Origin of the sequence: Thermopolyspora sp. NPDC052614 (assembly GCF_040678635.1) — a bacterium.
GTDB lineage: Bacteria > Actinomycetota > Actinomycetes > Streptosporangiales > Streptosporangiaceae > Thermopolyspora.
Window position 1 is genome coordinate 1 of the sequence record NZ_JBFATZ010000012.1, and the last position, 25168, is coordinate 25168.

Below are 25168 nucleotides of genomic sequence, written 5' to 3' on the forward strand. Positions count from 1 at the left end.
GACGGCATGTCGATCGAGATGCGCGACACCGACGAGGACGTCTTCCGCGCCGCGGAGGAGCTCGGCATCGACCTGGCTCGACGTCCCAACGAAGGCGCGATGACCGTCGACGAGGTCTGATCCTGGTCTGATCCTGGCGGGTGGCGGCGGCACGATTTCGCGCCGCCGCCACCCGTCGCCGACGCGCTAGCGTTTGACTCATGGACCGCACGTCGCGATTCGACATGGGGGCCTACGCCGGGTTCGACATGGCGGCATATGTCTCGCGTACCTTGTCGAGCTGGGACGATGTGGGCTGGCGTGCGCTGCTGGTGCAGCGGTTCCGGCACGCGCCCTCGGTCGAGCGCCTGACCCTGCCGGCGTCGTCGGATCACCATCTGTGGCTGGTCACCGCGGGAGCGGGCCGGATGCGGATTCGACGAGCCGGCGAATGGTCCGATGTCGTCATCCGGCCCGGGCACCTCGACCTGGCGATCCCCGGCGAGCCGACGCACCTGGAGTACGCCGCCACCCTGCCGATGGAGACCGTCCAGGTCCACCTTCCGGCGGCGACCGTGGACCGGGTCAAGGCCGAACTCGGCGCTCGGGGTCCGGTGCGTCGTCCCGGCGACGACGCGGTGCTGGCACAGCTGATGCGCTCGCTGGCCGCGGCGGCCGAGCGGCGCGTCGACGCGCTGTACGCCGAGGCCGCGGCGGAGTTCCTCGCCGTGCATCTGGTGGCCGGGCCGGGCGGCGGCGGGGTCGCCGCGGCCACTCGTGAGGACGCTCGGGTGCGCAAGGCCGTCGCCTTCATGCGGGAACGGCTCGCGGAGCCGATCGGCCTCGCGGACATCGCCGCAGAGGTCCACCTCAGCACGTACCACTTCCTGCGAGTCTTCAAGGCCGTCACCGGGGAGACCCCGCGCCGCTACCTGATCCGGCTGCGGGTCGAGGAGGCCAAGCGCCTGCTGGATCGCGGCATGCCCGTCAGCGAGGTCGCCGCGCGTTGCGGCTTCAGCAGTCCGGCGCACCTGTCCGACGCGTTCCTGCGCACGACGGGTCTGCGCCCGTCGAGGTACCGCGTCAGGTAGGGCGTCGGGTAGTACGTCGGGTAGTACGTCGGGTAGGGCGTCAGGTAGTGCGTCGGGTGGTGCGCTCCACCGACTCGGCGTGAGCGGCGAGCCCCTGCGCGCAGCGCCGCATGAAGTTCGTCAGGACGAGCCGCCAGAACCAGCCGGTGCCCGGCGTTTTCGGACGAAAGGTGGCGCGCCAGCGGATGTCGGTGCCGCCGTCCACCGTGCGGCTCAGCAAGATGTCGCCGCGATAGTCGAGCAGCGCGCCGGATTCAATCACATAACCGATATGCCGGTCCGGAGCCATTTCGACGATGCGTTCCCGGCTGACGTTGCGTCCGGTACGAAACACCCGGATCGTGCCGACGCCTTCCGGTTCTTCGCCGTCCACGATCTCGGCAGTGTCGATCGGTGACCAGGTCGGCCAGGTCGTGCAGTCGGCGAGCAGGCCGAAAACGACCGATGGTTTGGCCGCGGAGTGTGCGGTGACGTCATATCCCGGCATGGCGATCTCTCCAATGTCGCGTCGTCGCCCCCGATGGCGACACGACAATCACCGTAGGAGGCGCCCGCTGAGCGCGGCATCCATCGCCTTGCTTGGAAACGACGATCGATTGCTCTTCGGCGACGGGGAGAAGGCCGGTCAGGCGCTCGTGTTTAGGTGTCCTTGAGCCGCCGTCACCCGCCATCGTGAGAAGCGCCCGGCGCTCGTCCCCTGATGAGCGGCAGATAGACCTCGTCCACGATCTCGACGAGGACGTCGTCGGGCACGCTGGAGGTGCCGCGCGTGACGAACTCATTGCGCAGCAGGGCGACGGCCGCCGTGGCGACGCGGGGATGGAGGGCCTCGGGCGCGGCCTCGCCGCGGGCCACGGCCCGCCCGAGGACCGTCAGCCACATGCCAGCCCCGCCCTCGGCCGCCTGGGAGTGAATCCGCGCCAGGAGTTCCGGCTCGTCGCGGGCGCTCGCCAGCAGGCCGAGCACGATCTCCCCCAGCGGCGAGGACAGGTGCCGGTTCGCACGGCGCAGGAGTTCCAGCACGTCCGCGCGCAACTCGCCGGTGTCAGGGGGACGCGCCTCGGTCTCGGTCATCTGCCGGTAGGCGGCGACGGCGAGCGCGGCGCGGCTCGGCCAGCGGCGGTAGATCGCGTTCTTGTTGGTGCCCGCGCGCTTGGCCACCCGGTCCATGGTCAGGCCCGGATATCCGGCCTCCCTGAGCTCCTCGGCGGCGGCGCTCAGGATCGCCCGCTCCAGGGCCGCGCCGCGCCGCCTGGTGGGTGCGGCGGCCTTACCCTGTGCCGATTCTCCAGCCATGATCGCCCTTCCGTTGGGCTCTCATCGTACCCTAATCAACCCGATTGCCTAATCACAGTGATTGCCATTACGGTACTGCCAGTACCTTAACGTCGCCGTAGGGACGGCCGACAGGATGAGAGGAGTGCCGGAGCATGCGCGGCAAAGGCATCAACTTCGACACCGGCTTCGCGGACGCGTTCGCCCGCGAAGCCGGGTGGAGCACCCGGGAACCCTTCGACCCGACGGTGGTCGAGCGGGAGATGCGGATCATCCGGGAGGATCTGCACTGCACCGCCGTACGGATCACAGGCGGCGCCCCCGAGCGGCTCAAGGTCGCCGCGACGCACGCCGCCGCGGCCGGGCTGGAGGTGTGGCTGTCCCCGTTCACCTGCGACATCACCGCCGACGAACTGCTCGCCGTCATCGCCGACTGCGCCGAACACGGCGAACGGCTCCGCCGCGAGGGCGCGGATGTCGTGCTGGTCACCGGCTCGGAGATAAGCCTGTTCACCGACGGCTTCCTGCCCGGCGACACGTTCCGGGACAGGATGCCCCTGCTGGCCCGGCCCGAAAGCCTGCGGCAGGCGCTCCCGACCCTGCCCGCCCGCGTCAACGCCTTCCTCGCCAAGGCGGTGGCGATGGTGCGCGAACGATTCGGCGGCCCGGTCACCTACTCCTCCATCCCGATGGAGCAGGTCGACTGGACCCCCTTCGACATCATCGCCACCGACGCCGGCTACCGCTCGGCCACCACCGCCCCCACCTACCGCGACACCGTCCGCGCCCTGGTCGCCCAGGGCAGGGCGCAGGGCAAACCCGTGGCCGTCAACGAATTCGGCTGCGGCACCTATCGCGGCGCGGCCGACATGGGCGACCGTTCCGACTCGATCGTCGAGTGGGGCCCGCACGGCGGACCGGCCCGTCTCACCGGCGACCACGTCCGCGACGAGCAGGAACAGGCCGCCTACCTGCGCGAAGTGCTGGCCATCCTCGACGAGGAGGGCGTGGACAACGCCTTCTGGTACACCTTCGCCCGCTACGACCTACCTCACCGGGACAACCCGAGCGAGGACTTCGACCTGGCCAGCCTTGGAGTGGTGAAGGTTCTGGAGGCAGGCCACGGCACGACGTACTCCGACATGCCGTGGGAGCCGAAGGCCGCCTTCGCGGCGCTCGCGGACTGCTACCGGGCCTAGGAACTCGCCCACGGCCCTGCGGGCAGGCCGCGAAGCGCCGTCAGCAGCAGCCGGCCCCGGTCTTGGCCTCCACGGGCTCCTCCGCCTCGGCCTTGCCCTCGTCGGCACGGTCGGCCTCGGTACCGCAACAGTCGCTGCCTGCGGCGACCGCGACGTCGCTCTTGCCGAGGGTGTCGGCGTCGGCCTTCACGACGTAGACCTCCCACGGCTCGGCTCCGGGCCCGTGCACCCACACCTTGTCCTGCAGGGCGTAGCAGCAGGTGGTGTCGTTCTCCTCGAAGGTGGCCAGGCCCGCCTCCTTCAGCCGGTCGGCGGCGGCGTTGACCTCGTCGGTGGAGGCGACCTCGATGCCGAGGTGGTCCAGGCGGGTGTCCTGACCGGCCTCGCCTTCGATGAGCACGAGCTTGAGCGGCGGTTCGGCGATGGCGAAGTTCGCGTACCCCTCCCGGCGCTTGGCGGGGGAGGTGCCGAACAGCTTGGAGTAGAAGGCGATCGAACCTTCGAGATCGGCGACACGAAGAGCGAGCTGGACACGGGACATGACGGTCTCCCTTCTAGCGACTGTTTCGACATCCGTCTAATCAATGAGCCTGGCACGCTGATTAGATAAATGTCAATACAGGCTTGGGGTGTCCTGGCGGGACGTCGTCCTCCTCGAACGTCGCAGCCCCCAGGTGTCCTGTACGCCCGCCCGGCCGGTCAACTGATGGTCGATCGGTGACCGATGCCTGCGCCTATGCGCCTCCCCGCAGACGGCCCGGCGGCCGACCCGATGCCCGCTACGCGTCCTGCGGGAGCGTGTCCGGTAGGCCGAAGAGGGGGAACAGGCTGAGGTCGAAGAACATCGTGCCGTGTTCGATGCCCGAGGCGGAGAGGGTGAGGACGTTGATGGCGAAGGAGTGGTAGGTGCCGTCGCGGCGGAGGTACATGGCGAAGGCGGGCTGGCCGTTCGCCTCGGTGGGGAGGAGTCGCAGGTCGCCGGGGCGCTGTGCGGGGCACTGTGCCGAGATGAGGCGGCCGATGGAGTCGGCGCCCTGGTACCAGGTCGGGAAGGGCGGCATCTCCCAGACCGCGTCCTTGGTGAACAGGGTGACGATGGCGTTCACGTCGTACCGTTCGAAGGCCTCGACGTAGCGGTTGAGCAGGTCGCGCTGGTCCTGGGTGGTGGGCTCGGCGACCTCGTCCTCTGATGGGGAGATCTCGTCGAGTTGGGCGCGGGCGCGTTGGAGCATGCTGTTGACGGCGGCGGCGGAGACGTCGAGCAGTTCGGCGACCTCGGCGGCGCGCCACTTCAGCACGTCCCGCAGGATCAGCACGGCCCGCTGGCGGGGCGGCAGGTGCTGCAGCGCGGCGATGAGGGCGAGCCGGACGCTCTCCCGCGAGGTGACGATCGCGGCGGGGTCGGCGTTGGACGCTCCGACCATCACGTCCGGCGCCGGCTCCAGCCATGGCACCTCAACCTGCTCGACCACCGGGATCGCCGGGTCGGCGCTCCCGGTGCCGAGACCGGTGGGCATCGGCCGCTTGCCCCGGCTCTCCAGCGCGGTGAGGCAGACGTTGGTGGCGATGCGGTACAGCCAGGAGCGCAGCGAGGACCTTCCCTCGAACTTGTCGTAGGAGCGCCACGCCCGCAGGTACGTCTCCTGCACCAGGTCCTCGGCGTCGTGGATGGAGCCGAGCATGCGATAGCAGTACGCGGTCAGCTCGCGCCGGAAGGGGTCGGCCAGATGGAGGAAATCGTCCCGGACCTGGGTTTCCATCATGATCGTGCCTTCCGTGCTCTCCCTGCCGAGGGTGTGCGCCGCGTACACCTCGACGTGACCTACCCAGTACACAGGGAGCCACCGACAGAATCCGCGCGGACCGCGGGCGGCCCTCCCGCGACGCGCCCGCCCCGGCCTCGAGGAAACCCGCCCGGCTCGGCGGTGGGGGCCGGGTCAGCGGGACGCGGTCGGGGTGCGGCAGACGGTTTCTGCGGTGGAGAGGCGGCATTCGTGGGTCGCCCGGGGGCCGGCGATCATCACTTTGACGTCCGGGGGGACGGTGAGGGAGTAGTCGGCGGTGCAGGTGAGGCCGGCGCCGGCGCGGGGGCCGGGGCAGATGAACAGGACGTGCAGGACCTTGCCGTCGAGCCACTGCTGGCTGAATTCCCGGCCCTGGGGGCCGTAGGTGAGCTCGCGGCGGATGGTGAGGCGGTCCGGTTCGCCGCGGGTGACGCGGACGCCCACCGGGCCGGTGACGTCGACGATGACCACGGGGGAGGTGATCTCGTAGACGGTGGTGGTGGTCTCCTGGGAGCGCTCGCTGATCAGGGAGGCGCCGTACGTGCCGGGGAAGGCGTAGTCGTAGTCGCGGGGCTCGCGGAACTCCGACCAGATGCCGAGGGCGGTGAGGAGCACGGTGATCACGGTCAGGGCGGCGCCGACGATGAGCCATAGGGCTCGGATGTTGCGGGGCATCGCCATCGGGTCACCTTTCGCCGGCGGGTTCAGGAGATCTTGAGGAAGCGCAGTACGGCGAGCACCCGGCGGTGGTCGCCCTCGGCGTTGGGCAGGCCGAGTTTGGTGAAGATGTTGTTGATGTGCTTGCCCACGGCCCCTTCGCTGATGGTGAGGGCCTCGGCGATGCCGGTGTTGGAGCGGCCCTCGGCGATCAGGGCGAGCACCTCGTACTCGCGGCGGGTGAGCTGGTCGAGCGGGTCGCTGTGCCGCCGGATCAGCAACTGGGCGACGACCTCGGGGTCGAGGGCGGTGCCGCCGGAGGCGACGCGGCGCAGGGCGTCGACGAACTCGGCGACGTCGGCCACCCGGTCCTTGAGCAGGTAGCCGATGCCGCTGGTCTCGGTGGACAGCAGCTGGGTGGCGTAGCGTTCCTCGACGTACTGCGACAAGACGACGATCGGCAGGCCCTGGTGCCGGCGGCGCAGCACGAGCGCGGCGCGCAGGCCCTCGTCGCTGTGGCCGGGCGGCATGCGCACGTCGGTGATGACGAGGTCGGGGCGGTGCTCGTCGGCGGCGCGCAGCAGCGCCTCGGCGTCGGCGACCGCGGCCACGACCTGCATGCCGGCCGCGCCGAGCATCCACACCAGCCCCTCGCGGAGCAGCACGGAGTCCTCGGCGAGCACTACCCGCATGGCAGTTCCGCGGTGATGGTGGTGGGGCCGCCGCGCGGGCTGTCGATGTAGAGGGCGCCGTCGACCGAGCGGATCCGCTGGGTGAGGCCGCGCAGGCCGGTGCCGCGCTCGGGGTCGGCGCCGCCGCGGCCGTCGTCGGAGATGACCACGCGGAGCAGGTCGCCGTCGCGCCAGACCATGACCTCGGCGGACGTGGCCCGGGCGTGCTTGGCGACGTTCGTCAGGGCCTCGGACACGACGAAGAACGCTACCGCCTCGACGGTCGGGGTGGGCCGCTCGGGGACGTCGACGTTGAGCCGCACCGGGAACGGCGACCGTACGGCGAGGCCGGAGAGGGCGGCGTCGAGGCCCTCGTCGGTGAGCACCGCCGGGTGCAGCCCGCGGACGAAGTCGCGCAGCTCCTTCAGCGCCTGCTTGGCCTCCTCGTGCGCCTGCGCGATCATCTGCTTGGCCGGGTCGGGCAGGTCGGTGAGGGTGGCGCGGGCCATGCCGAGGTTCATCGCCAGGGACACCAGGCGCTGCTGCGGGCCGTCGTGCAGGTCGCGTTCGATGCGGCGGCGCTCGGCGTCGGCGGCGTCGATGACCTCGGCGCGGCTCTCCTCCAGGGTCTCGACGCGGCGGGCCAGCAGGTCGTTGACGTTCGGGCCGAGCAGCGCCTCGGCGGCCATCAGGTCGAGCCCGGTGACGCCGCGGGCGAGCCACGGCCCCGCGACGAACAGCGCCAGCGTGAGCAGCATCAGCGGCGCGCTCTGCCAGGTGCCGCCGACCGCCCACACCTGGATGGCGAGCGCCGCCGAGGCGAGGCACGCCGCCCAGGCGAGGATCACCGCGAGGAAGCCGATCAGGCTGATCAGCGGCGAAAGCACGTGGTAGGCGATCTGCCGCCACGTGCTGCCCGCCCGCGCCGTGCGGATCAGCCACTTCACCGGCCCGCGTGCGCCCCTGGGGGCCGGGATGCGCGGAATGTCCATGTTGAGGAAGGCGGAGAACCGGGACCGCTGCAGCGCGGTCAGCAGCGGCAGCAGCCAGAACAGCAGCACCAGGCTGATCAGCGGCACGACGATGGTCCAGATCAGGAAGACCGAGAACAGGGTGAGGGTGACCAGCACCGTCCCGGCCAGCAGGGCGATCGGCACGCCCGTCATCACGTGCATGGTGCGAAGCCAGGTCGGCGTGGACCAGTGGCCGCGGATCCGGTCCCAGGGGGAGGCGACCAACTGCGCATGGCTCATGATTCCACCGTAGGAATTTCGACGTTCGGGCAACATGCGCCAGGCATCCCAATCCGTGGTAGGGATAACCCTACCCTTGGGCGTCTGGCGGGGGTCCGGTACGCGTGAGGCGTGGAGGTGAGCCCTGCTCAGCGGTGTCCTCGGCGGGGCGAGGGCTCGACGCGTCCGACCGGGGGCGGCGGCGGCTGGGTACGGCCCTTTCGGTGAGGTCGCTGAAAGGGCACACTTGCGTGACTCAGGCGAGGCGAGGACCCGATGTGCCCGGCCCCGCGAGGCGGCGGACGCGCGCGATCTTCGTTTCCCGGCCGGGCGGCCGATCCGGGTGTGGTACGGCCGCCCCCGATGTGTCGCCGTCGTGGCTCAGGCGAACTGGTTGCGCAGTGGTATGTCGCGGATGATCGACCAGGTGAGCAGGAGGCCGACGAGGAAGACCGCGACGCCCGCCACGAAGGGGGTCAGCGGCAGGTCGGGCAGGCCGATGTCGAGGCGGTTGGTGACGATGGGCAGCCAGAATTTGGAGTCGATCGAGCTCTCGGCGATGATGATCAGAGCGGCGCCGCCCGGGACCGACAGCAGGCCATTGCTCCGGAACCGGTAGAAGGCCGCACCCATGAACGCGCCCGCCGGGATCCAGGCCGCGAATTGGACCAGGTACTCGGCGAAGATCGGCGGCACCTGGGTGGGCGAGGTGAACAGGTGGGTGCGGGTGAGCACGTGCGGCCAGTCCGCCAGGCCGTACAGGACGCCCTCCAGCAGGTAGGAGATCACGAGCAGGGCGGCCAGGAACGGCGCGAACAGCGCGACGGTGATCAGGCCGTGGACGGCGAAGCGGCGGCGGGTCTGGCCGTGCGCGATGTACATCGGCATGAACTCGCGGACGAGCGCCACGCCGAAGAACAACGCGTACCAGCGCGGGGCCTGCGCGGCGACCTCCCAGGCGCTGCTCGTGAGCCTGCCGGTCACGCCGAGGAACACCGTGATCGCGGTGACGAGCGCCCAGAACCCGGCCCAGAGCAGCAGCGCGAAGACCGCGTTCGCGGCGAGCAGGCGGGTGGGAAATCTCATGTCCGACCTCCGGTCAGGTGGATGAACAGGTCCTGCAGGGCGATCGGGCCGAGCTCCAGCCCCGCCTCGCGGGCCTTGCGGCGCTGGGTCTCGTCGAACTCGCCGTACACCATCGCCGAGGTGGTGGGGCCGAGCGATCGGGAGCCGAGCACCTTCAGACCCGCGGTGAAGGTGTCGACCAGCGCCGTCGGGCCGGTGACGGAGACGCCCTTGGACAGCAGGGTCTGGCTCTCCTCGTGTACGAGCAGCCTTCCCCTGTCGATGATCACGATCTCCTCGAAGAGGGGGCCGACCTCCTCGATCACGTGGGTGGACATGATGATCGTGCGGGGGTGGGCCATGTAGTCCGCGAGCACCTGGTCGTAGAACGCCTGCCGGGAGGGGGCGTCCATGCCCAGGTACGACTCGTCGAACATGGTGAGCGGGGCGCGGGAGGCGAGGCCGACGATGATGCCCATCGCGGAGCGCCGGCCCTTGGACATGTTCTTGACGTTCGCCTTCGGGTTGATGTCGAACAGGTCCATGAGGGAGCGGGCGTAGTCGGCGTCCCAGTTCCGGCGTAGACCCTTGGCGAAGTACAGCGCGTCCTCGGCGGTGCCGATGTCCACGGCCTCGCCGGTGTCGCGGATCAGGGCGATGTCGCGGGTGATCGCGCCGTTCTCGAACACCGGCTTCCCGCCGACGCGTACCCTGCCGGAGGTCTGCTTGCGGAAGGCGGCCAGGATCGACAGCAGGCTCGTCTTGCCCGAGCCGTTGCGGCCGAGCAGGCCGTAGATCTTGCCCTCCTCCAACGTGAGGGTCATCCCGTCAATCGCGGTGACGTCGCCGTAGCGCAGGACCAGGTCCTCGATCTCGATCCTCACGCGCCGCCCTCCAGCTCCTCGATCCGCCGGATGATCTCGCGCAGCGGGATCCCGGCGGCCTTGGCCTCGGCGACCATCGGGTCCACGACGTCGGCGAAGAAGCTCTCCCTGCGCTTGGCCCTGAGTCGATCGCGGGCGTCCGGGCTCACGAACATGCCGATACCTCGCTTCTTGTACAGGACGCCCTCGTCGACCAACTGCTGGAACGCCTTCGCGGCGGTGGCCGGGTTGATCCGATAGTAGGCGGCGTACTGGTTGGTGGACATCACCTGCTCGTCGCCTTTGAGCACCTCGCTCATCACATCGGCCTTGATGCGCTCGGCGATCTGCCGATAGATCGGGCTCCGGTCGTCGAACATGGCACCTGCTTCTTTGGTTCATTACTTGTGTAATGAACCATAGGAGCTTCGCCGGAGCCCGTCAATCACTTTTTCCGCCGCCTCCGCTCCCGGACCGGCGCCCTCAGCAGCCGTACGGCGAGCAGGCTCAGCCAGGCGAACCCGATGGCGGCCGTGCCGCGCTGCAGCAGCCCGGCGATCTCGACCAGGCCCGCCACCTGCGCGAAGCCCACACTGGAGAGCACCAACCCGATGCCGAAGGCGACGCCGGAGAGACCGGAGTAGACCGCCCACCCGCGCTCCCCGCGCACGGCGAACCACCACGCGAACACCAGGCAGGCGGCCGCCAGGCTCACGAAGCCGGGCACGGCCGCCGCGTCGTGGATCGCGCCACCGAGCGTGGGTCGCACGGGCACGTCGGGGGTTCCCGGCGGGTACCCGCTCACCGGGTCGGAGGTGAAGACGCCCGCGAGGATGAAGTGGACGGCCCACACGCCGATCAGCAGCGGACCCCACAGGCCGCCGACCGGACGCAGGACGCGCCGCACGCCGACCGCGAAGGCCAGCGTCAGCACGCCGACGACGACGAAGTTGACCGCCTGCGTCCAGCCGAGGTCGCCGATGGCGAGCGAGCTGCCCGGGTGGCGCAGGGCGTCGTAGCCCTCGCGGGTCGCGCCCAGGACGAGGAGCACGGCGAGGAAGAGCGGACCGGCGATCAGGCCGCAGACGAGCGGCTTTGTGGGGACCGGGACAGGGCGCGGGCGGGGTGCCTCGGCCGCGCCTACGAGTGTGGAACCTGGGATATCAGCCATACTCGTCAACATAGGTTGACGAGTATGGTGTGTCAACCTACATTGACGGGTGCACCCCTTGGACGTCGCCGATGAGGTACCTGATGCGAAATCCCCTACGTCAGGCGGCGGCCTCCACCGGGGACTCGTCGAACTGGGTGCGGTACAGCTCCGCGTAGCGGCCGTCCTCGGCGAGCAGGGACTCGTGGGTGCCGCGCTCCACGATCCGGCCGTCCTCGACCACCAGGATCAGATCGGCCGCCCGTACGGTGGACAGCCGATGGGCGATCACCAGGGCGGTGCGGCCGTCGAGGGCCTCGGCGAGGGCCTCCTGGACGGCCGCCTCGGAGGTGGAGTCCAGGTGGGCGGTCGCCTCGTCGAGGATGACGACGCGCGGGCGGGCCAGCAGCAGGCGGGCGATCGTGAGGCGCTGGCGCTCGCCGCCCGACAGGCGGTAGCCGCGCTCGCCGACGACGGTGTCGAGGCCGTCGGGGAGGGCGCGCACCAGGTCGTCGAGGCGGGCGCGGAGCAGGACGTCCCACAGCTCGTCCTCGGCGGCCTCGGGGCGGGCCAGCAGGAGGTTCTCCCGGATGGTGTCGTGGAACAGGTGGCCGTCCTGCGTGACCATGCCGACGGTGCTTTTGATCGAATCGAGGGTGAGGTCGCGGACGTCGACGCCGCCGAGCCGTACCGCGCCCTCGTCGACGTCGTAGAGCCGGGGCAGGAGCTGGGCGATCGTCGACTTGCCCGCGCCGGAGGAGCCGACCAGGGCCACCAGTCGCCCGGGTTCGGCGCGGAACGATATGTCGTGCAGGACCTGGACGCCACCGCGCGTGTCGAGGTTCGCGACCTCCTCCAGGGACGCCAGCGACACCTTGTCCGCCGACGGGTAGGCGAAGCTCACGCCGTCGAACTCGACCGCGACCGGGCCGTCCGGGACCTCGGTCGCGTGCTCCGACTCCTTGATCAGGGGCTCCAGGTCGAGCACCTCGAAGACCCGCTCGAAGCTCACCAGCGCCGTCATCACCTCGACGCGGGCGCTGGCCAGCGCGGTCAGCGGGGCGTACAGGCGGGTCAGCAGCAGCGCGAGCGCGACCACCGCGCCCGGGTCGAGGGCGCCGGCGAGGGCGAAGTAGCCGCCCAGGCCGTACACGAGCGCGAGGGCGAGGGCGGAGACGACCGTCAAGGCGTGCACGAACACCGACTGCGTCATCGCGGTACGCACGCCGATGTCGCGCACCCGGCGGGCCCGCGCGGTGAACTCGGCCGCCTCCCGCTCGGGGCGGCCGAACAGCTTCACCAGCGTCGCGCCCGGCGCGGAGAACCGCTCGGTCATCTGGGTGCTCATCACCGCGTTGTGGTTCACCGACTCACGCTGCAGGCGGGCCAGCCGCGCGCCCATGCGCCGGGCCGGGACCATGAAGACCGGGAGCAGCAGCAGCGCCAGCAGGGTGATCGGCCAGGAGATGCTGATCATCACGCCGAGCGTGAGCGTGAGCGTCACCAGGTTGCCGGCCACGCCGGACAGCGTGTCGCTGAACGCCCGCTGCGCGCCGATCACGTCGTTGTTCAGGCGGCTCACCAGGGCGCCGGTGCGGGTGCGGGTGAAGAACGCGACCGGCATGCGCTGCACGTGCGCGAAGACCGTGCTGCGCAGGTCGAGGATGAGGTTCTCGCCGATGCTCGCCGACAGATAGCGGGTGAGCAGGCCGATCCCCGCCTCGACGAGCGCGATCAGGGCGATCAGGGCGGCGAGCCCGACGACGACGCTCATCTCCGCGCGCTGCCAGATCGCGTCCACCACCCGCCCCGCGAGCACCGGCGTCGCCACGCCCAGCACGGCGGCGACCACGCTCAACGCCAGGAACCACGACAGCAGCACGCGGTGTGGCCGGGCGAATCGGGCGATACGCCGCAGGGTCGCCCGGGAGAACGGGCGGCGGTCCTGGGTGGCGTGCATGGCGTTGTACATCGAGTGCCATGCGGTGACTTCCATACTCATGCAAGGAACCAATCGTGTCGGCCGGGGTTCCGCCGCTCGGGTTCGGCGGTGCCGCTCACGACCCTAGGACCTCAACCAAAGTTGAGGTCAACAGGTTTTCCGTGGGTACGGCTGGGCGGATGTTTACGGCTGTGAGCTGGGCGTACGCGTTGGACTGAGGAACGTCAAATGCCGCTTTCGGCAGGAGTGAGGCGGCGGTCGGGGGGACAACATCGTCGGGGTGAAGCGTGCCGGGGGGACACCGCATGAGCCGAGGGTGGGCGAACCCACCGCCGAGGTGACGACGACGGAAGGGCCGGATGACCGGCCCTTCTCGCATGGGGACGGCCCGTCCGCGGCCGAGACGGCCGAGACGGAGGCGGGGCGCACGGCGGAACACGTTCCGGGCCACGCGGACGCCCGGCCGCTCGGCGGACACGGCTCCGAGGCACCGCATCGCTCACATCAGGGAGTTCAGGACCAGGTGGACGGCTCGCGCGGCGGACACGACGCCGAGGCGTCGCGCGTGGCCGGTCGGCCTCCTCGTGACCTTCCCGGCGGCACGGACGGGCCGTCCGCGAGTGGGGCGACCGAGACGATGCGCCGCCCGCCGGCCGCCGCGGGCCGGGTTCGCGAGCGCGCGGATGAGCGGGGGCGGCGGAGGCGATCGTGGGTACGGCGAGTCGCCGATCATCCGGCGACGCCCCTCGGGCTGGTGGCCGTGCTGTTCGGGGTCCTGCAGTTCGCCGTCGGGGCGCATCGCATGCCGTGGGGCTGGGACGAACTGGTCTATCTGAGCCAGGTGAGCCCCGCGCTGCCGGACGCCTCCTTCAGCGAGCCGCGCGCTCGGGGCATCACCTGGCTGGTCGCGCCCGCGGCCTGGTTCACCGCCGATCCGGTGCCCGTGCGGGTGTGGATGATCGTGCTGGCGGCGGCGGGGCTGTTCTTCGGTTACCTGCCCTGGCTGCGGGTGATCCGGGCGCGGCGCGCGAAGCTGATCGTGGCGGGGGCGGCGCTGCTGCTCACCGGGCTGTGGGTGGTGCGGTTCTACGGCGGCGAGGTCATGCCCAACCTGTACGTGGCGTACGGGGCGGTGGCGGCGACCGGGTTCTTTCTGCTGGCGACCCGGGTGCCGCGGCCGAAGGGGGCCTACGCGGGACTCGCGGCGTGCCTGGCGGCGGTGGCGGAGCTCCGGCCCGGGGACGCGTTGTGGCTGGGGCTGGCGCTCGGGGTCGCCTGGGCCGCCGTGCGCGAGTGGCGGCGGGCGGCCGTCGCCGTCGCGGTGGTGACCGGGTGCGTGGCCGGGGCCGCGCCGTGGGTGATCGAGGCGTACGCACGGTATGGCGGGCTGCTTGCCCGGATTCGAGGGGCGAGCGAGGTTCAGGGGCATCTGCGGCCGACATGGGGGGTTTGGTACGAGCTCAAGGCGCTCAACGGGCCGCTGCTGTGCCGGCCCTGCAACGTCGAGCTGAAGCACGTTGAACTGACGGTGTGGTGGCTCGCCATTCCGTTCGTGGTGGCCGGGGCGTTGTGGATGGCTCGCCGCATGGTGGATTTCCGCGCGCACGCGCTGGCGGTCGCGGCGGGCGGGGCGCTGGCGGCGCAGTACCTGTTCCTGGTGGGGTACGCGGCGCCGCGGTTCCTCATTCCCGCGTATGCGCTGCTGGCCCTGCCGGTGGCGTACCTGCTGGTGCGGACGGCCGGGCGGGGGCGGGCGGCGCGGGCGCTCGTCGTCGGCGCGCTGGCGGTCTTCCTCGCGATACAGCACGCGATCCTGACGGTACGGCTCGGCGGGATCGGGGCGGACCGGGCGGGTGCGCTGAAGACGGCACGGGTCATCAACGCGTTGGGGGTGCACACGCCGTGCCGCGTCGGAGGGCCGGGGGCGTCGCTGCCGCTGGCGTACGCGGCGGGGTGCCGATACGCGACCTGGCATCCACGGGTGCCCCTGCGCGGCGACCGGGTCGCCTACCTGACCCGGGGCAGGGCGAAACCGGCCGCAGCGTACGCGAACTGGCGGCCCCATCGGGTGAGCATCGCCAAGATCCGCGACTGGATCATCTGGCTGCCACCGCGCTGACCTGCCTGCCACGGTGTCCGGCGACGTTCCACCGGGTCGGGCGCCATCCACGTGGCGCTCCGGTTCGTGCCACGTGACAGCGCGCCATCGCTTCGGCCGGGAGGGGCGGGCCACCGGCGAAGCGACGTGGTCACGCCGCCAACGGCGGCCGGTTGTTCAGCCGACGCGGACGTCGTACTTGTCGCGGTTGGCGAGCACCTCGTCCATGTGCTCCTCCGCCCAGGACTTCAGGCCACGTATCACCTGGTACAGCGAGAGTCCGAGGTCGGTCAGCGCGTAGGTGACCGTGACCGGCACGGTCGGTGTCACAGTTCGGGTGATCAGGCCGTCGCGTTCCAGGGCGCGCAGCGTCTGCGTGAGCATCTTCTGGCTGATTCCGGCCAGCAGGCGGGACAACTCCGAGTACCGCATCGGCCGGGGCTCGCCCGCGCAGCCCGCGCCGGGCCGTTGCGGGCCGCCGTCCCCCAGTGCGGCCAGGATCAGCGCCACCCACTTGTCGGAGATCCGGTCAAGCAGCTTGCGGCTGGGGCATTGGGCCAGGAACGCGTTGTATTCGGCCTTGGCCTGCGCCCTCTTCTCGGCCGCCGTCGTCGTCATCGAGCGCTTTCCTCCGACCTCAGCGTGCCTTACGCACTTTGAAGTGCGTACTTCCCATGAGGAAGTTACCGGTACACAGTGATGCAACGAAACCGTTGGACTCCAGCACAGGGAATCGACCGGGGATGAACGAAACAAGCGTGACTTGGACGGCCGCGTTCCGCACGGCCGTGATCAGCCCGTACGAGGAGATCAGGTTCAGTGAGCCGCGCGGCTTCGCCGATCAGACGGTGCGTCAGCGCCTTCACCTGGCCGGTGGCGGTGAGCGCGTTCGTGTGCGCCTGACGAACCGTTACGGCCGCACTCCCCTGACGGTCGCCGCGGCGACGGCCGCCACCGAGCACGGGCAGGCCGCCCTCGCCTTCGGCGGCACCGGTGAAATCGTCATCCCGCCCGGCGACGAGGCCGTGTCCGACCCTGTGAATCTGCCCGTCGTGCCCGGCGGCGACCTCACGCTGAGCCTCTATCTGCCGGAGGAGACGGGTCCGGCCACCTACTCCCACATGGCCATGGAGGTCGCCCACGTGGCGAGTGGCGATCACACCGGGTCCGCCGCGCTCCCCGACGCCGAGCAGGTCGAGGGCAGGTTCTTCGTCTCGGGGGTCGATGTGCCCGCCCCGGACGGCACCCCGATCGCCGTGGCGCTCGGCGACTCCTGGTTCGAAGGCGTCGGCACCACGACGAGTGCGAACAACCGCTCGGTGGACCTGTTGAACCGGCGGCTGGAACGAGGCTGGGTCGTCAATCAGGGCATCGCCGGGAACCGACTGCTGGAGGACCAGGTCGGCGAGCACGCCCTGAAGCGATTCGATCGGGACGTGCTCTCGATTCCCGGCGTGACCCACGTTCTGGTCTATCTCGGCATCAACGATCTCGTCCTCCCTCGCATGTACGGCGCCGCCCCCGCCACCGCCGAGGCCCTCATCGAGGGCTTCACGACGCTGGCCCGCCGCGCCCACGAGGCCGGTCTGAAGATCCTCGTCGGCACCATCGGGCCGTTCGGCGGGGCCGTCTATGAGGGATTGAGCACCCCGGAGGGCCTCGCCGCGCGCCGCGAGGTGAACGAGTGGATGCGCGGCAGCGATCTCTTCGACGCCGTGTTCGATGTGGCGCGAGCGGTCGAGGACCCCGAGAACCCCGACCGCATCCACCCCGACCTGGACGCCGGGGACGGCATGCACCTCAACGACAAGGGCGCCCAGGTCATGGCCGACACCGTGGACCTGGAACACCTCTCCGATCGGCCCGGCATGCCGGTGTGAGGCGCGGGTCGGTCACCGTCGCCTGCTCGGCGCCTGCCGATCGTCTTCGTGCCCCTGGCGCCGATGGCCGGAGCCGGTAAGACACGTCGTCCGCGAGCCGAATACTACAAGCCGGACTATTGGGCACATATCTCCTCACTGAGCAGCGGAACAGTCGAGGGAGATATCCCGATGTCCACCATTGTCATCGTCGATGCGGGTAACGGTCTCGGGCTCTCGGTCGCCAGGGTCTTCGGGCACAAAGGCTTCAACGTGGCGATGGTCGCCCGGAACGGGCAGCGGCTCGACGAACCGGTCGCGCGGCTCACCGCCGAGGGAGTCCCGGCCGCCGGCTTCGCGGCCGACGTGCTCGACCCGGACGCCATCCGCACCGCCTTCGAGCAGATCACCGATCGGTTCGGCGAGGTCGAGGTGCTGAAGTACTCCGTCGTCCCTCGGCGTACCGCGCCGGACGAGGCTCCCGTCGGCGCCGCCGACGTCACCATGGAGGCCCTGCTCCCCCACCTCGACCTCTGCCTCGGCGGAGCCCTCACCGTCATACGCCAGGTGCTCCCCGGCATGATCGAACGCGACAACGGCACGCTGATCTTCACCACCGGTTTGTCGTCCCTGCACCCCGTCCCCGGGATGGCCCTCGCGGGCATCGCCGCCGCCGGGCTGCGGAGCTGGGCGCACAGCCTGCACGCCGACCTCGTCGGCACCGGCGTCCACGTCGCGCACATCGCCCTCGGCACGTCGGCGACCACGCCCGACATCGACGTCGTCGCGCCGCTCTACTGGGACGTCTACACCAACCGGGATCAGGTCGAGCTTCTCCTCGCCTGATCGCGCACGCGATCCCGCCGCCTTCCAGGCCGCCGCCCGGATCATCGCGCTGGACCGGGCGTACGGGCTCTATGGGCTCGGCACACCCGGCCCGCGTACCGACGATCCAGCGTCTGGACACCGCCAAAGATCGGCATAGCCGCCGGTTTCCGGGGCAGTCGGAGGTGAGCCCCTGCACGGGGCGACCAGCACCGAAGACCACTTTTGGGGTGAGAGCGATGCTAGTGCTGGGTATTGTCCTGATCCTGCTCGCGATCGCGGCGGCGATCGCGGTGACGGTCAACGAGCCCACGGCGTCCACGACGATAACGGTGTTCGGCCGGGACTTCGGTATCACGGCCACACAGATGTTCGTCCTGGGAGTCATTACCGCCGCGCTGTTCCTGATCGGCCTGGCGCTGCTGATGAAGGGACTGCGGCGTGCGCGGAGACGGCGCAAGGAACTGCGCTACGTGCGACACGACGCCCGGGACCGGGTCGCGCGGCTTGAGGAGGAGAAGCGGGAGCTGCAGCGTCGGCTGGAACGCAGTTCGCCCGCCGACACCGCGCCCACCGGACGGGCCGTCCCAGCGGAGGGAGGCGCGCCCGCCGGATCCCGGGAGGCCGGTTACGCGGGCGGCGACACCCGTGAGAACGTGCCCGCCGACCAAGAGCGCACCGCGACGACCCAGCCGCGGAGTTTCATCGATCGCCTGGTCGCCGGGGGCCGCCGGGAGGGCACTCCGCGCCGCTGAGGCGGGCCGGTCCGTACGCGTTGAGGCAGGCGTTGACGCGCGATTGTGAGCGAGCGACCCCGGTGAAGTGCCGGGGTCGTGCGGTCGGCGTCACGCGGCCGACCGGGTGCGTTCGCTATGGGCGGGCGCCGACGCCGGGCCGGAGCGCGGGCTTCTTCGTGCGCTCCAGGGGCGGGGTGCTGCCGCCGGAGCCGTCCTGCATGCCGGCCAGGAGGGCGTTCAGCGCCTCGATTCCGGTACGGCGCGGTGACCAGCCGAGTTCGGTTCGGGCGCGGGTCACGTCGAGCAGGGGGATGTGCAGTGCCATGTCCATCAGGTGCGGCGAGGCCGGGACGAGCCGGGCTCCCCAGGCGGCGGCGAGCACGCCCCGGGCCACCACGCGGGGCACGGGGATGAGACGGGCGTTGAACAGCTCGGCGAGTTCGCGGGGATGGATGACCGGGTCCGCGGCGAGGTTGAAGGCGCCCGACACCTCGCGGGTGACGGCCAGGCGGTAGGCCTCGCCGGCGTCCTCGGAATGCAGGGCCTGGAAGCGTAGGCCGGGAATGTCGGGTATCGCCGGTATCATGCTGGCCCGTACGAGCCGTTTCGGCACGAGCGGGCCGCCGAACAGGCGTACTTGCTCGGCCGCGGCCTCCCGCTTGAACATGAAGCCCGGCCGCATGCGCACCACGCGGACGTCCCGGTGGTCGCGCTCGAAGATGTCGAGCACCCGCTCGACATAGGCCTTCTCCAGCGAGTACGACGCGGTCGGGTAGCCGTGGGTGGGCCAGTCCTCGGTCACCGGGTGGTCGTCGCCGGGCCGGGGCGAGTAGGCGCCCACCGAGGAGGCGTACACCAGCGCGGGCACCTTCGCCCGGGCGACCGCGTCGAAGACCCGCATGCTGCCGTGGACGTTGTTACGCCACGTCATGCGCGGGTTGTGGGTGGGCTGGAAGATCCAGGCGAGGTGGACGACCACGTCCGCGCCCTGGAAGCGGGCGGTCAGATCGTCCTTCGCCACGTCCGCCGTGGCCCACTCGGTCTTGTCCGGATACCAGTCCGGGCGGCGGCGGGCGATCCCGAGGATCGAGGTGACCGCTCGATCGGGCGCCAGCGCGGAGATCACGCTCGTGCCGATGTTGCCCGTACCTCCAACGACGACTACACGCATACACAGCGGGGTGCCCGGCACCCCCGGCTCCAAACCGCCGGGCCCGAACGCGGGATCCCGGACCCTGGGCTATACGCCGATGGGGTGCGAGCCGGCCGGGTGCGAGCCGGCCGGGGAGATGTAGGCGGTGGAGCCGTCGCGGCGGGCCTTGGCGGCGACGCGGACGCGGTGCACCAGGTACGGGGGCATCAGCGCGTCGGCCTCCTCGACGGTGAAGAAGCCGAAGCCGTCGAGCTCCTCCTCCTGCAGGACGATGCCCTCGGCGTCGCTGACGACCCCGCAGTCGAACAGGAAGTGGATGAGCGGATACGGCCGCTCCGGCAGGACCGGAACCCAGTGAACGACGAGCAGGCGGCCGATCGGCGGGGTCAGGCCCAATTCCTCCCGCACCTCACGGGCGCAGGCGATTTCGGGGGTCTCCCCCTCGTCCACGTGTCCGCCCGGCCAGCCCCAGTGGTCGCGATAGTTGGGCTTGACCAGCAGCACACGGTCGGTCGGGTCGGTGAGAAAGGCTCCGGTCCCTGCCAAAACCTTGTTCAGCCCGACGTGATAAGCGACGTCATCCTGGTGCTCGGCCATATGTCCGACGCTAACGTACGAGCGATTCAAAAGTCCGGCATCGCGACGTCCGGAAGCGGTCGCCATCATTGCGTCCCCCACGGTCACCGCGCTCACTGCGCCCTGGCCGCCCGCAGATGGTCCCTTCCCCCTCGGGCAAGATCCTTTAGGGATGGACGCCCCGGCGCGCTGACCGCATATTCAAAATGAAAGTGCACATTGGAGTGGATGGTCGAATCGCCATTGCGCACCGCGTGGCCCTCGGCCGACCCCGCCCGAGGGCCACGTGACGAGAGGCCGCGACTCCTCCGTCATCTGAAGGAAAGCGGCCGCACGCCGGGAGAGGCGGCGGACAGGCACTGCGCGTTTCAAGCCGGAGCGGTGAATGCGGGAGGCGATTCCACGCCGGGCGAACCCGGCGGTCCCCTCGTCGGATTTGATGGGAACGTGCTGGAGAACGTCATCGACCATCTCGCCTGCCCGGTCTGCCGCGGCGAGTTGACCTTGGCCGCGAGGATCGTGCGGTGTGCGCGCGGGCACGTCTTCGACGTGGCCCGGCAGGGATACGTCAGCCTGCTGACCGGCTCGGGCGGCGCGGGCACCGCGGACACGCCCGCCATGGTCGCCGCGCGGGAGCGTTTCCTCGCCGAGGGCCACTACGCCCCGCTGGCCGAGCGCGTGGCCGGACTCGCCGCCGAACTCGTCGAGGACGCCGGGCGGAAAACCTCCCCGGCGCCGGAAATGCCCGGGACCGGGCCGGACCTGGTGGTGGACGCCGGGGCCGGGACCGGCTACCTGCTGGCCCGGGTGCTGGACGCGGTGGGAGGCGCCGGGCTCGCGATCGACATCTCCAAGCACGCGATCAAGCGGGCGGCGCGGGCGCATCCGCGGGTGGGCGCGGTGGTCGCCGACGTGTGGCGCCCGCTGCCGGTGCGGGACGGCCGTGCGGCGCTGGTGCTCAACGCCTTCGCGCCGCGCAACGGGCCGGAGTTCGCCCGGGTGCTGGCGCCGGGCGGGACGTTGCTCGTGGTGACCCCCGCCCCCGGGCACCTCGGCGGGCTGGTCGGCGGGCTGGGGCTGCTGTCGGTGGACGAGGACAAGGACCGGCGACTGGCGGCGGCGCTGTCCGGGCATTTCACCCAAATCGCGGAGGTACGCGTGGAGACGGAAATGGCGCTGGACCACGAGGCGGTCGAGGCGGTGGTGAGCATGGGCCCGAGCGCCTGGCACACCGACGCCGCCGCGCTGCGCGAGCGGATCGAACGTCTCCCGGAGCGGAGCATGGTGCCCGCCTTGTTCCGTATCACCATATGGAAAGGCGAGGACGCGGATATCCGCTCGTAGGACGTTGATGATGATAGTTGTGACGCGCGTGACTGAAGCGCCAACAAGGGTGAAATAACCTCAGATTTGTCGGCCATTTATCTCGCGGAGACGACATACTTATCGGCAGCCCCGCCGGTGAGGGCGAGGTTGAGGAGGGTGCCACGCACATGAAGGCCGAGGAACGCTGGCAGGCCAGGTTCCGTGCGCCCCGGATGACCCTGCCCCGCTGGGCACGGCAGGCGCCCAACAGGTCGGTCTACCGCTGCAACGCCTCCGGCGCCTGGGAGATTTACGCCTGGGACCGGGCGATGGCGACCACGCGGCAGGTGACCGACCGGCCCAACGGCACCGCCCACGGTCTCATCGACCCCACCGGCCGGTGGATCTGGTGGTTCGCCGACACCGACGGCGACGAGTTCGGCGTGTGGATGCGGCAACTGTGGACCGGCGGCCCCGACGAGGTCGCGCACCCCGGCATGCTGCCCGGCCACCCCGCCGGCATCGCGCTGTCGGCGTCCGGCACCGCCGCCATCGGCCGCAGTTCCCCCGACGACGGGTTCCAGGTGCTGCTGGTCCAGGCCGGCTCGTCCGAGGAGCCGGCCGAACTGTACCGGCACCAGGAGGCCGCGTACGTCGCCGACCTGTCCCTCGACGGCTCCCTCGTCGCGATCAACCACAGCGAGCACCGCGACGCGCGCCACCCCGCCATCCGGGTACTGCGCGCCAACGGCCGCCCCGTCGCCAACATGTGCGACGGCCCCGACCTGGGGTTGACCGCCCTGCGGTTCGCCCCGGTGCCAGGCGACCGCCGGCTGCTGTGCCTGCACGAGCGGCGCGGCCGTCGCGAACCCCTGGTCTGGGACCCGGTCACCGGCGAACGGCGGGAGGTCTGGGTGAAGTCCCCCGGCGACATCGCCGCCGACTGGTACCCCGACGGACGCGCCCTGCTGCTCATCATCAACCATCGCGCCCGGACCGAGCTGTTCCGCTACGACCTCGCCGGCGGCGGCATGACGCCGATCAGCACCCCGCACGGCGTGATCGAGGAGGCCGCCGCCCGGCTCGACGGCACCGTGGAGTACTGCTGCTCCAGCTCCGCCCACCCGCCGCTCATCCGGTCGAGCAACGGCCAGGTCGTGATCAACCCGGCCGGGCCGATCGCCCCGCCCTCGGTGCCGGTGGAGGACATCGACGTGGCGGTGCCCGGCGGCCGGGTGCACGCCATGATCTCCCGGCCGGGACATCTGGCGGCGCCGTACCCGACCGTCTTCCTGCTGCACGCCGGCCCCGCCACGCAGGACACCGACTCCTTCGCCCCCGACGTGGCCACCTGGGTGGACCACGGGTTCGCCGTCGTCCGGGTCAACTACCGCGGCTCAAGCGGGTACGGCACGGCCTGGCGCGACGCCCTGCGCGGCGACATCGGCCACGTCGAGCTCGCCGACGTGACGGCCGTGCGGGAGTGGGCCGTCGCGCACAGCATCGCCGACCCCGACCGGCTGCTGCTCGCCGGGGCGTCCTGGGGCGGCTTCCTCACCCTGCTGGGCCTCGGCACCCAGCCCAAGGTGTGGGCGGCGGGCATCGCCGCCGTGCCGATCGCCGACCACGCCGCGGCGTACGAGCAGGAGGCGGAGGGCCTGCAGGCCTACCACCGGGCGCTGCTCGGCGGCAGCCCCGAGGAGGTCCCGGACCTCTACCGCCGCTGCTCGCCGATCACCTACGTCGACGCCGTGACCGCGCCGCTGCTGGTGCTCGCCGGGGAGAACGACCCCCGATGTCCCATCGGCCAGATCAACGGCTATCTGGACGCGCTGCGCAGCCGCTCCCACCCCTGCGAGGTGTACCGCTACGACGCCGGGCACGGCACGCTCGTCGTGGAGGAGCGCATCCGCCAGATGGCCGTCCAGCTCGCCTTCGCCCGCAAGCACGTGCTCTGACGCGTCCCGTCAGCGCGCCCATCAGAGCGGCCCGCCGAAGCGCGCCCGTCAGGACGCGCCCGGCGCGGGGCGTTGCTCGGGGGCGCGCATCACCAGGATCGCCAGGTCGTCGGCGCTGGGCTCATGGGCGAAGTCCTGCACGGCGCGGAAGACGCGCTCGGCCACGCCCCGCGCGGACAGGCCCGCGCACTCGGCCAGGATCTTGGCCAGCCCGCCGTCGTCGTCGAGGAGACGGCCGCCGCAGCGGCGCTCGGTGACGCCGTCGGTGACCGCGAGGAGCACGTCGCCGGGGGCGAGCCGGACGGTCTCGGCCTCGAACGCGGCCTCCTCGAAGACGCCGAGCAGGGACTGCGGGGTGGCGACCACGTCGACCGTGCCGTTCGGGCGCAGCCGCAGCGCCTCCGGATGTCCGGCCGACACCAGGCGCAGGTCGAGGCCGTCCGGGCCGGGTGAGATCTCGCCGTGCAGCAGCGTCAGGAAGCGGGCGCGCTCGCCCTCCTCCAGGATCGCCTGGTTGAGGCGGCCGACGACGGCGGCCACGCCGTACCCCTCCCTGGCCAGCAGCCGCAGGGTGTGGCGGGCCAGGCCGGTCACGGCGGCGGCCGCCGGGCCGGTGCCGCACACGTCGCCGATCGCGAAGCGCCAGCAGTTCTCGCCGGGGCCGGGGAACAGGTCGTAGAAGTCGCCGCCGACGTCGTTGGTCTCGCCCGCGGGCTCGTAGACCACGTGGTAGTCCAGACCCGGGACGTCCGGGATGTCGGGCGGCAGCAGGCTGCGCTGCAGCGCCCGGTTCGCCGCCGCCTGCTGGTCGTACAGGCGGGCGTTGTCCATCGCCAGCGCCGCGCGGCGGGCGATGTCCTCGGCGAGCAGCATCAAATCCTCGGGGAAGCGGTCGCGGCGGCCCAGGCACATCATCCCCAGGCCGCGCCCCCGGGCGAACAGCGGGAGGGCGAGCGCCTGCCAGCCCTCCAGCGGCAGCACCGACGCCGCCGGGCCCTCCCCGACCGGGATGGTCACCTGGGCGAGCCGCTCGCGCAGGGCGTCGATCTCACCCTCGTCGGCGTGCCACAGGTACGCCAGGCGCACCGGCCCGGCCTGCTGCTCGGGGGTGTACACCGCGCACCAGGTGGCGATGCGGGGCACCACGACCTGGGCGACGATCGCGGGCACCATGTCCGGATTGAGGGTGCCGGCGAGCAGGTCGCTGGCGTCGGCGAGGAAGCCGAGCCAGCCCGGCCCGCGGGAGACCTCGACGGTCCAGTCGTCCTGCGGATGCGCCATGCCGCCGGGCAGGTGCAGGCTGACCCAGCGGGTGCGGGAGCCGTCGTCGGCCCGCGTGCCCCATTCACGCGCCGCGTCGATCGCCTCGGTCCAGGGGCGGGCCTGCGGGCCGTCCTGGGTGACCTCCACCCGGACGGTGGCGCCCTCGTGCACCCACTTCACCTGGAACGGTCCGCCCGCCGCCTGGGAGACCAGCTCGACGGTGACCCGCTCGGCGTCGGCGGCGATGGACGTGGCGGCCCACGCGGTCATCACCTCTTTGGTGAACCGCGTGGCGGCGGGAATGGCGTCCTCACCTGGCAGGAATGATGCCGCGAGGACGGCCTGGGTCGAAGTAGTCACTGCTTCGTGCTTACCACATCTCGTGAGCGGGTGGAGTCAAACAAGGGACGACCGCACACCACGCAACGTGACAGACTGGCATCTGTTCAGCAGTGCCCGGATGGGTACCGTGTGAAGGTAAAGGGA

The 25168-nt window shown here is 71.0% G+C and carries 24 protein-coding genes; 8 read left to right on the top strand and 16 right to left on the bottom strand.

Going from position 1 to position 25168, the window contains the following annotated elements; genetic code table 11:
* Window positions 1–200: 200 nt before the first annotated feature.
* The gene (locus AB0K60_RS24230) at window positions 201–1070 is read left to right on the top strand and encodes an AraC family transcriptional regulator (protein WP_364059178.1); all 870 of its coding nucleotides are present in this window, start codon (window positions 201–203) and stop codon (window positions 1068–1070) included.
* A 40-nt stretch (window positions 1071–1110) separates the two neighbouring features.
* Here the strand turns inward: AB0K60_RS24230 and AB0K60_RS24235 are convergent, their stop codons facing one another.
* Both AB0K60_RS24235 and AB0K60_RS24240 read right to left on the bottom strand, forming a co-directional pair.
* Window positions 1111–1557, bottom strand: coding sequence for an SRPBCC family protein (locus tag AB0K60_RS24235; protein WP_364059181.1), 447 nt, complete (start codon window positions 1555–1557; stop codon window positions 1111–1113).
* 173 nt (window positions 1558–1730) lie between these two features.
* The gene (locus tag AB0K60_RS24240) at window positions 1731–2366 is read right to left on the bottom strand and encodes a TetR/AcrR family transcriptional regulator (RefSeq protein WP_364059183.1); all 636 of its coding nucleotides are present in this window, start codon (window positions 2364–2366) and stop codon (window positions 1731–1733) included.
* A gap of 134 nt (window positions 2367–2500) precedes the next feature.
* Here AB0K60_RS24240 and AB0K60_RS24245 point away from each other — a divergent pair, with 134 nt between their 5' ends.
* Window positions 2501–3544 (top strand): hypothetical protein, encoded by a 1044-nt coding sequence (locus tag AB0K60_RS24245; protein ID WP_364059186.1) that lies wholly within the window; start codon window positions 2501–2503, stop codon window positions 3542–3544.
* Window positions 3545–3584: 40 nt separating this feature from the next.
* Here the strand turns inward: AB0K60_RS24245 and AB0K60_RS24250 are convergent, their stop codons facing one another.
* The 10 genes from AB0K60_RS24250 to AB0K60_RS24295 form a co-directional block, all read right to left on the bottom strand.
* Entirely contained in the window at window positions 3585–4085 is a 501-nt protein-coding gene (locus AB0K60_RS24250; RefSeq protein WP_364059189.1) for an ArsI/CadI family heavy metal resistance metalloenzyme, read from the bottom strand.
* A 238-nt stretch (window positions 4086–4323) separates the two neighbouring features.
* Window positions 4324–5307 carry a sigma-70 family RNA polymerase sigma factor gene (locus tag AB0K60_RS24255; RefSeq protein ID WP_364059740.1) on the bottom strand — a complete coding sequence of 328 codons (984 nt, stop codon included), beginning with the start codon at window positions 5305–5307 and terminating at the stop codon, window positions 4324–4326.
* A 174-nt stretch (window positions 5308–5481) separates the two neighbouring features.
* Window positions 5482–6009 (bottom strand): hypothetical protein, encoded by a 528-nt coding sequence (locus AB0K60_RS24260; protein WP_364059192.1) that lies wholly within the window; start codon window positions 6007–6009, stop codon window positions 5482–5484.
* A 23-nt stretch (window positions 6010–6032) separates the two neighbouring features.
* Complete coding sequence (locus AB0K60_RS24265) at window positions 6033–6677, bottom strand: response regulator transcription factor (protein ID WP_364059196.1); 645 nt, start codon at window positions 6675–6677, stop codon at window positions 6033–6035.
* Window positions 6668–7909 carry a histidine kinase gene (locus AB0K60_RS24270; RefSeq protein ID WP_364059199.1) on the bottom strand — a complete coding sequence of 414 codons (1242 nt, stop codon included), beginning with the start codon at window positions 7907–7909 and terminating at the stop codon, window positions 6668–6670. Before AB0K60_RS24270 ends, AB0K60_RS24265 begins: the two co-directional genes overlap by 10 nt.
* 360 nt (window positions 7910–8269) lie before the next feature.
* The gene (locus AB0K60_RS24275) at window positions 8270–8974 is read right to left on the bottom strand and encodes a hypothetical protein (protein WP_364059202.1); all 705 of its coding nucleotides are present in this window, start codon (window positions 8972–8974) and stop codon (window positions 8270–8272) included.
* Window positions 8971–9837, bottom strand: coding sequence for an ABC transporter ATP-binding protein (locus AB0K60_RS24280; protein WP_364059205.1), 867 nt, complete (start codon window positions 9835–9837; stop codon window positions 8971–8973). Before AB0K60_RS24280 ends, AB0K60_RS24275 begins: the two co-directional genes overlap by 4 nt.
* Entirely contained in the window at window positions 9834–10196 is a 363-nt protein-coding gene (locus AB0K60_RS24285) for a GntR family transcriptional regulator (protein ID WP_364059208.1), read from the bottom strand. Before AB0K60_RS24285 ends, AB0K60_RS24280 begins: the two co-directional genes overlap by 4 nt.
* Window positions 10197–10261: 65 nt before the next feature.
* On the bottom strand, window positions 10262–10987 hold the full coding sequence (locus AB0K60_RS24290) for a DUF998 domain-containing protein (RefSeq protein WP_364059211.1): 726 nt from the start codon (window positions 10985–10987) through the stop codon (window positions 10262–10264).
* 100 nt (window positions 10988–11087) lie between these two features.
* A complete protein-coding gene (locus AB0K60_RS24295; protein WP_364059214.1) occupies window positions 11088–12968 on the bottom strand; it encodes an ABC transporter ATP-binding protein in 1881 nt (626 codons plus the stop codon).
* Window positions 12969–13224: 256 nt separating this feature from the next.
* Here AB0K60_RS24295 and AB0K60_RS24300 point away from each other — a divergent pair, with 256 nt between their 5' ends.
* Window positions 13225–15027, top strand: a complete 1803-nt coding sequence (locus tag AB0K60_RS24300) for a hypothetical protein (RefSeq protein ID WP_364059217.1) — start codon at window positions 13225–13227, stop codon at window positions 15025–15027.
* A 156-nt stretch (window positions 15028–15183) separates the two neighbouring features.
* Here AB0K60_RS24300 and AB0K60_RS24305 read toward each other — a convergent pair whose 3' ends face one another.
* Window positions 15184–15624: a helix-turn-helix domain-containing protein gene (locus AB0K60_RS24305; protein ID WP_364059220.1), complete on the bottom strand. Its 441-nt coding sequence runs from the start codon at window positions 15622–15624 to the stop codon at window positions 15184–15186.
* Window positions 15625–15764: 140 nt separating this feature from the next.
* On the opposite strand from AB0K60_RS24305, the gene AB0K60_RS24310 reads away from it, so the two are divergent.
* From AB0K60_RS24310 to AB0K60_RS24320, 3 genes are all read left to right on the top strand, one after another.
* Entirely contained in the window at window positions 15765–16886 is a 1122-nt protein-coding gene (locus AB0K60_RS24310) for an SGNH/GDSL hydrolase family protein (protein ID WP_364059223.1), read from the top strand.
* Between the two features lie 171 nt (window positions 16887–17057).
* A complete protein-coding gene (locus AB0K60_RS24315) occupies window positions 17058–17711 on the top strand; it encodes an SDR family NAD(P)-dependent oxidoreductase (protein WP_364059226.1) in 654 nt (217 codons plus the stop codon).
* Window positions 17712–17929: 218 nt separating this feature from the next.
* Entirely contained in the window at window positions 17930–18445 is a 516-nt protein-coding gene (locus tag AB0K60_RS24320) for a hypothetical protein (protein WP_364059229.1), read from the top strand.
* Window positions 18446–18560: 115 nt separating this feature from the next.
* Here the strand turns inward: AB0K60_RS24320 and AB0K60_RS24325 are convergent, their stop codons facing one another.
* Window positions 18561–19598, bottom strand: coding sequence for an NAD-dependent epimerase/dehydratase family protein (locus AB0K60_RS24325; RefSeq protein ID WP_364059232.1), 1038 nt, complete (start codon window positions 19596–19598; stop codon window positions 18561–18563).
* A gap of 69 nt (window positions 19599–19667) precedes the next feature.
* Window positions 19668–20177, bottom strand: coding sequence for an NUDIX hydrolase (locus AB0K60_RS24330; protein ID WP_364059235.1), 510 nt, complete (start codon window positions 20175–20177; stop codon window positions 19668–19670).
* Window positions 20178–20603: 426 nt separating this feature from the next.
* Here AB0K60_RS24330 and AB0K60_RS24335 point away from each other — a divergent pair, with 426 nt between their 5' ends.
* Window positions 20604–21500 (top strand): putative RNA methyltransferase, encoded by an 897-nt coding sequence (locus AB0K60_RS24335; protein WP_364059238.1) that lies wholly within the window; start codon window positions 20604–20606, stop codon window positions 21498–21500.
* Between the two features lie 149 nt (window positions 21501–21649).
* A complete protein-coding gene (locus AB0K60_RS24340; RefSeq protein ID WP_364059241.1) occupies window positions 21650–23419 on the top strand; it encodes a prolyl oligopeptidase family serine peptidase in 1770 nt (589 codons plus the stop codon).
* A 48-nt stretch (window positions 23420–23467) separates the two neighbouring features.
* Here AB0K60_RS24340 and AB0K60_RS24345 read toward each other — a convergent pair whose 3' ends face one another.
* Window positions 23468–25042, bottom strand: a complete 1575-nt coding sequence (locus AB0K60_RS24345; protein WP_364059244.1) for a SpoIIE family protein phosphatase — start codon at window positions 25040–25042, stop codon at window positions 23468–23470.
* Between the last annotated feature and the right edge of the window lie 126 nt (window positions 25043–25168).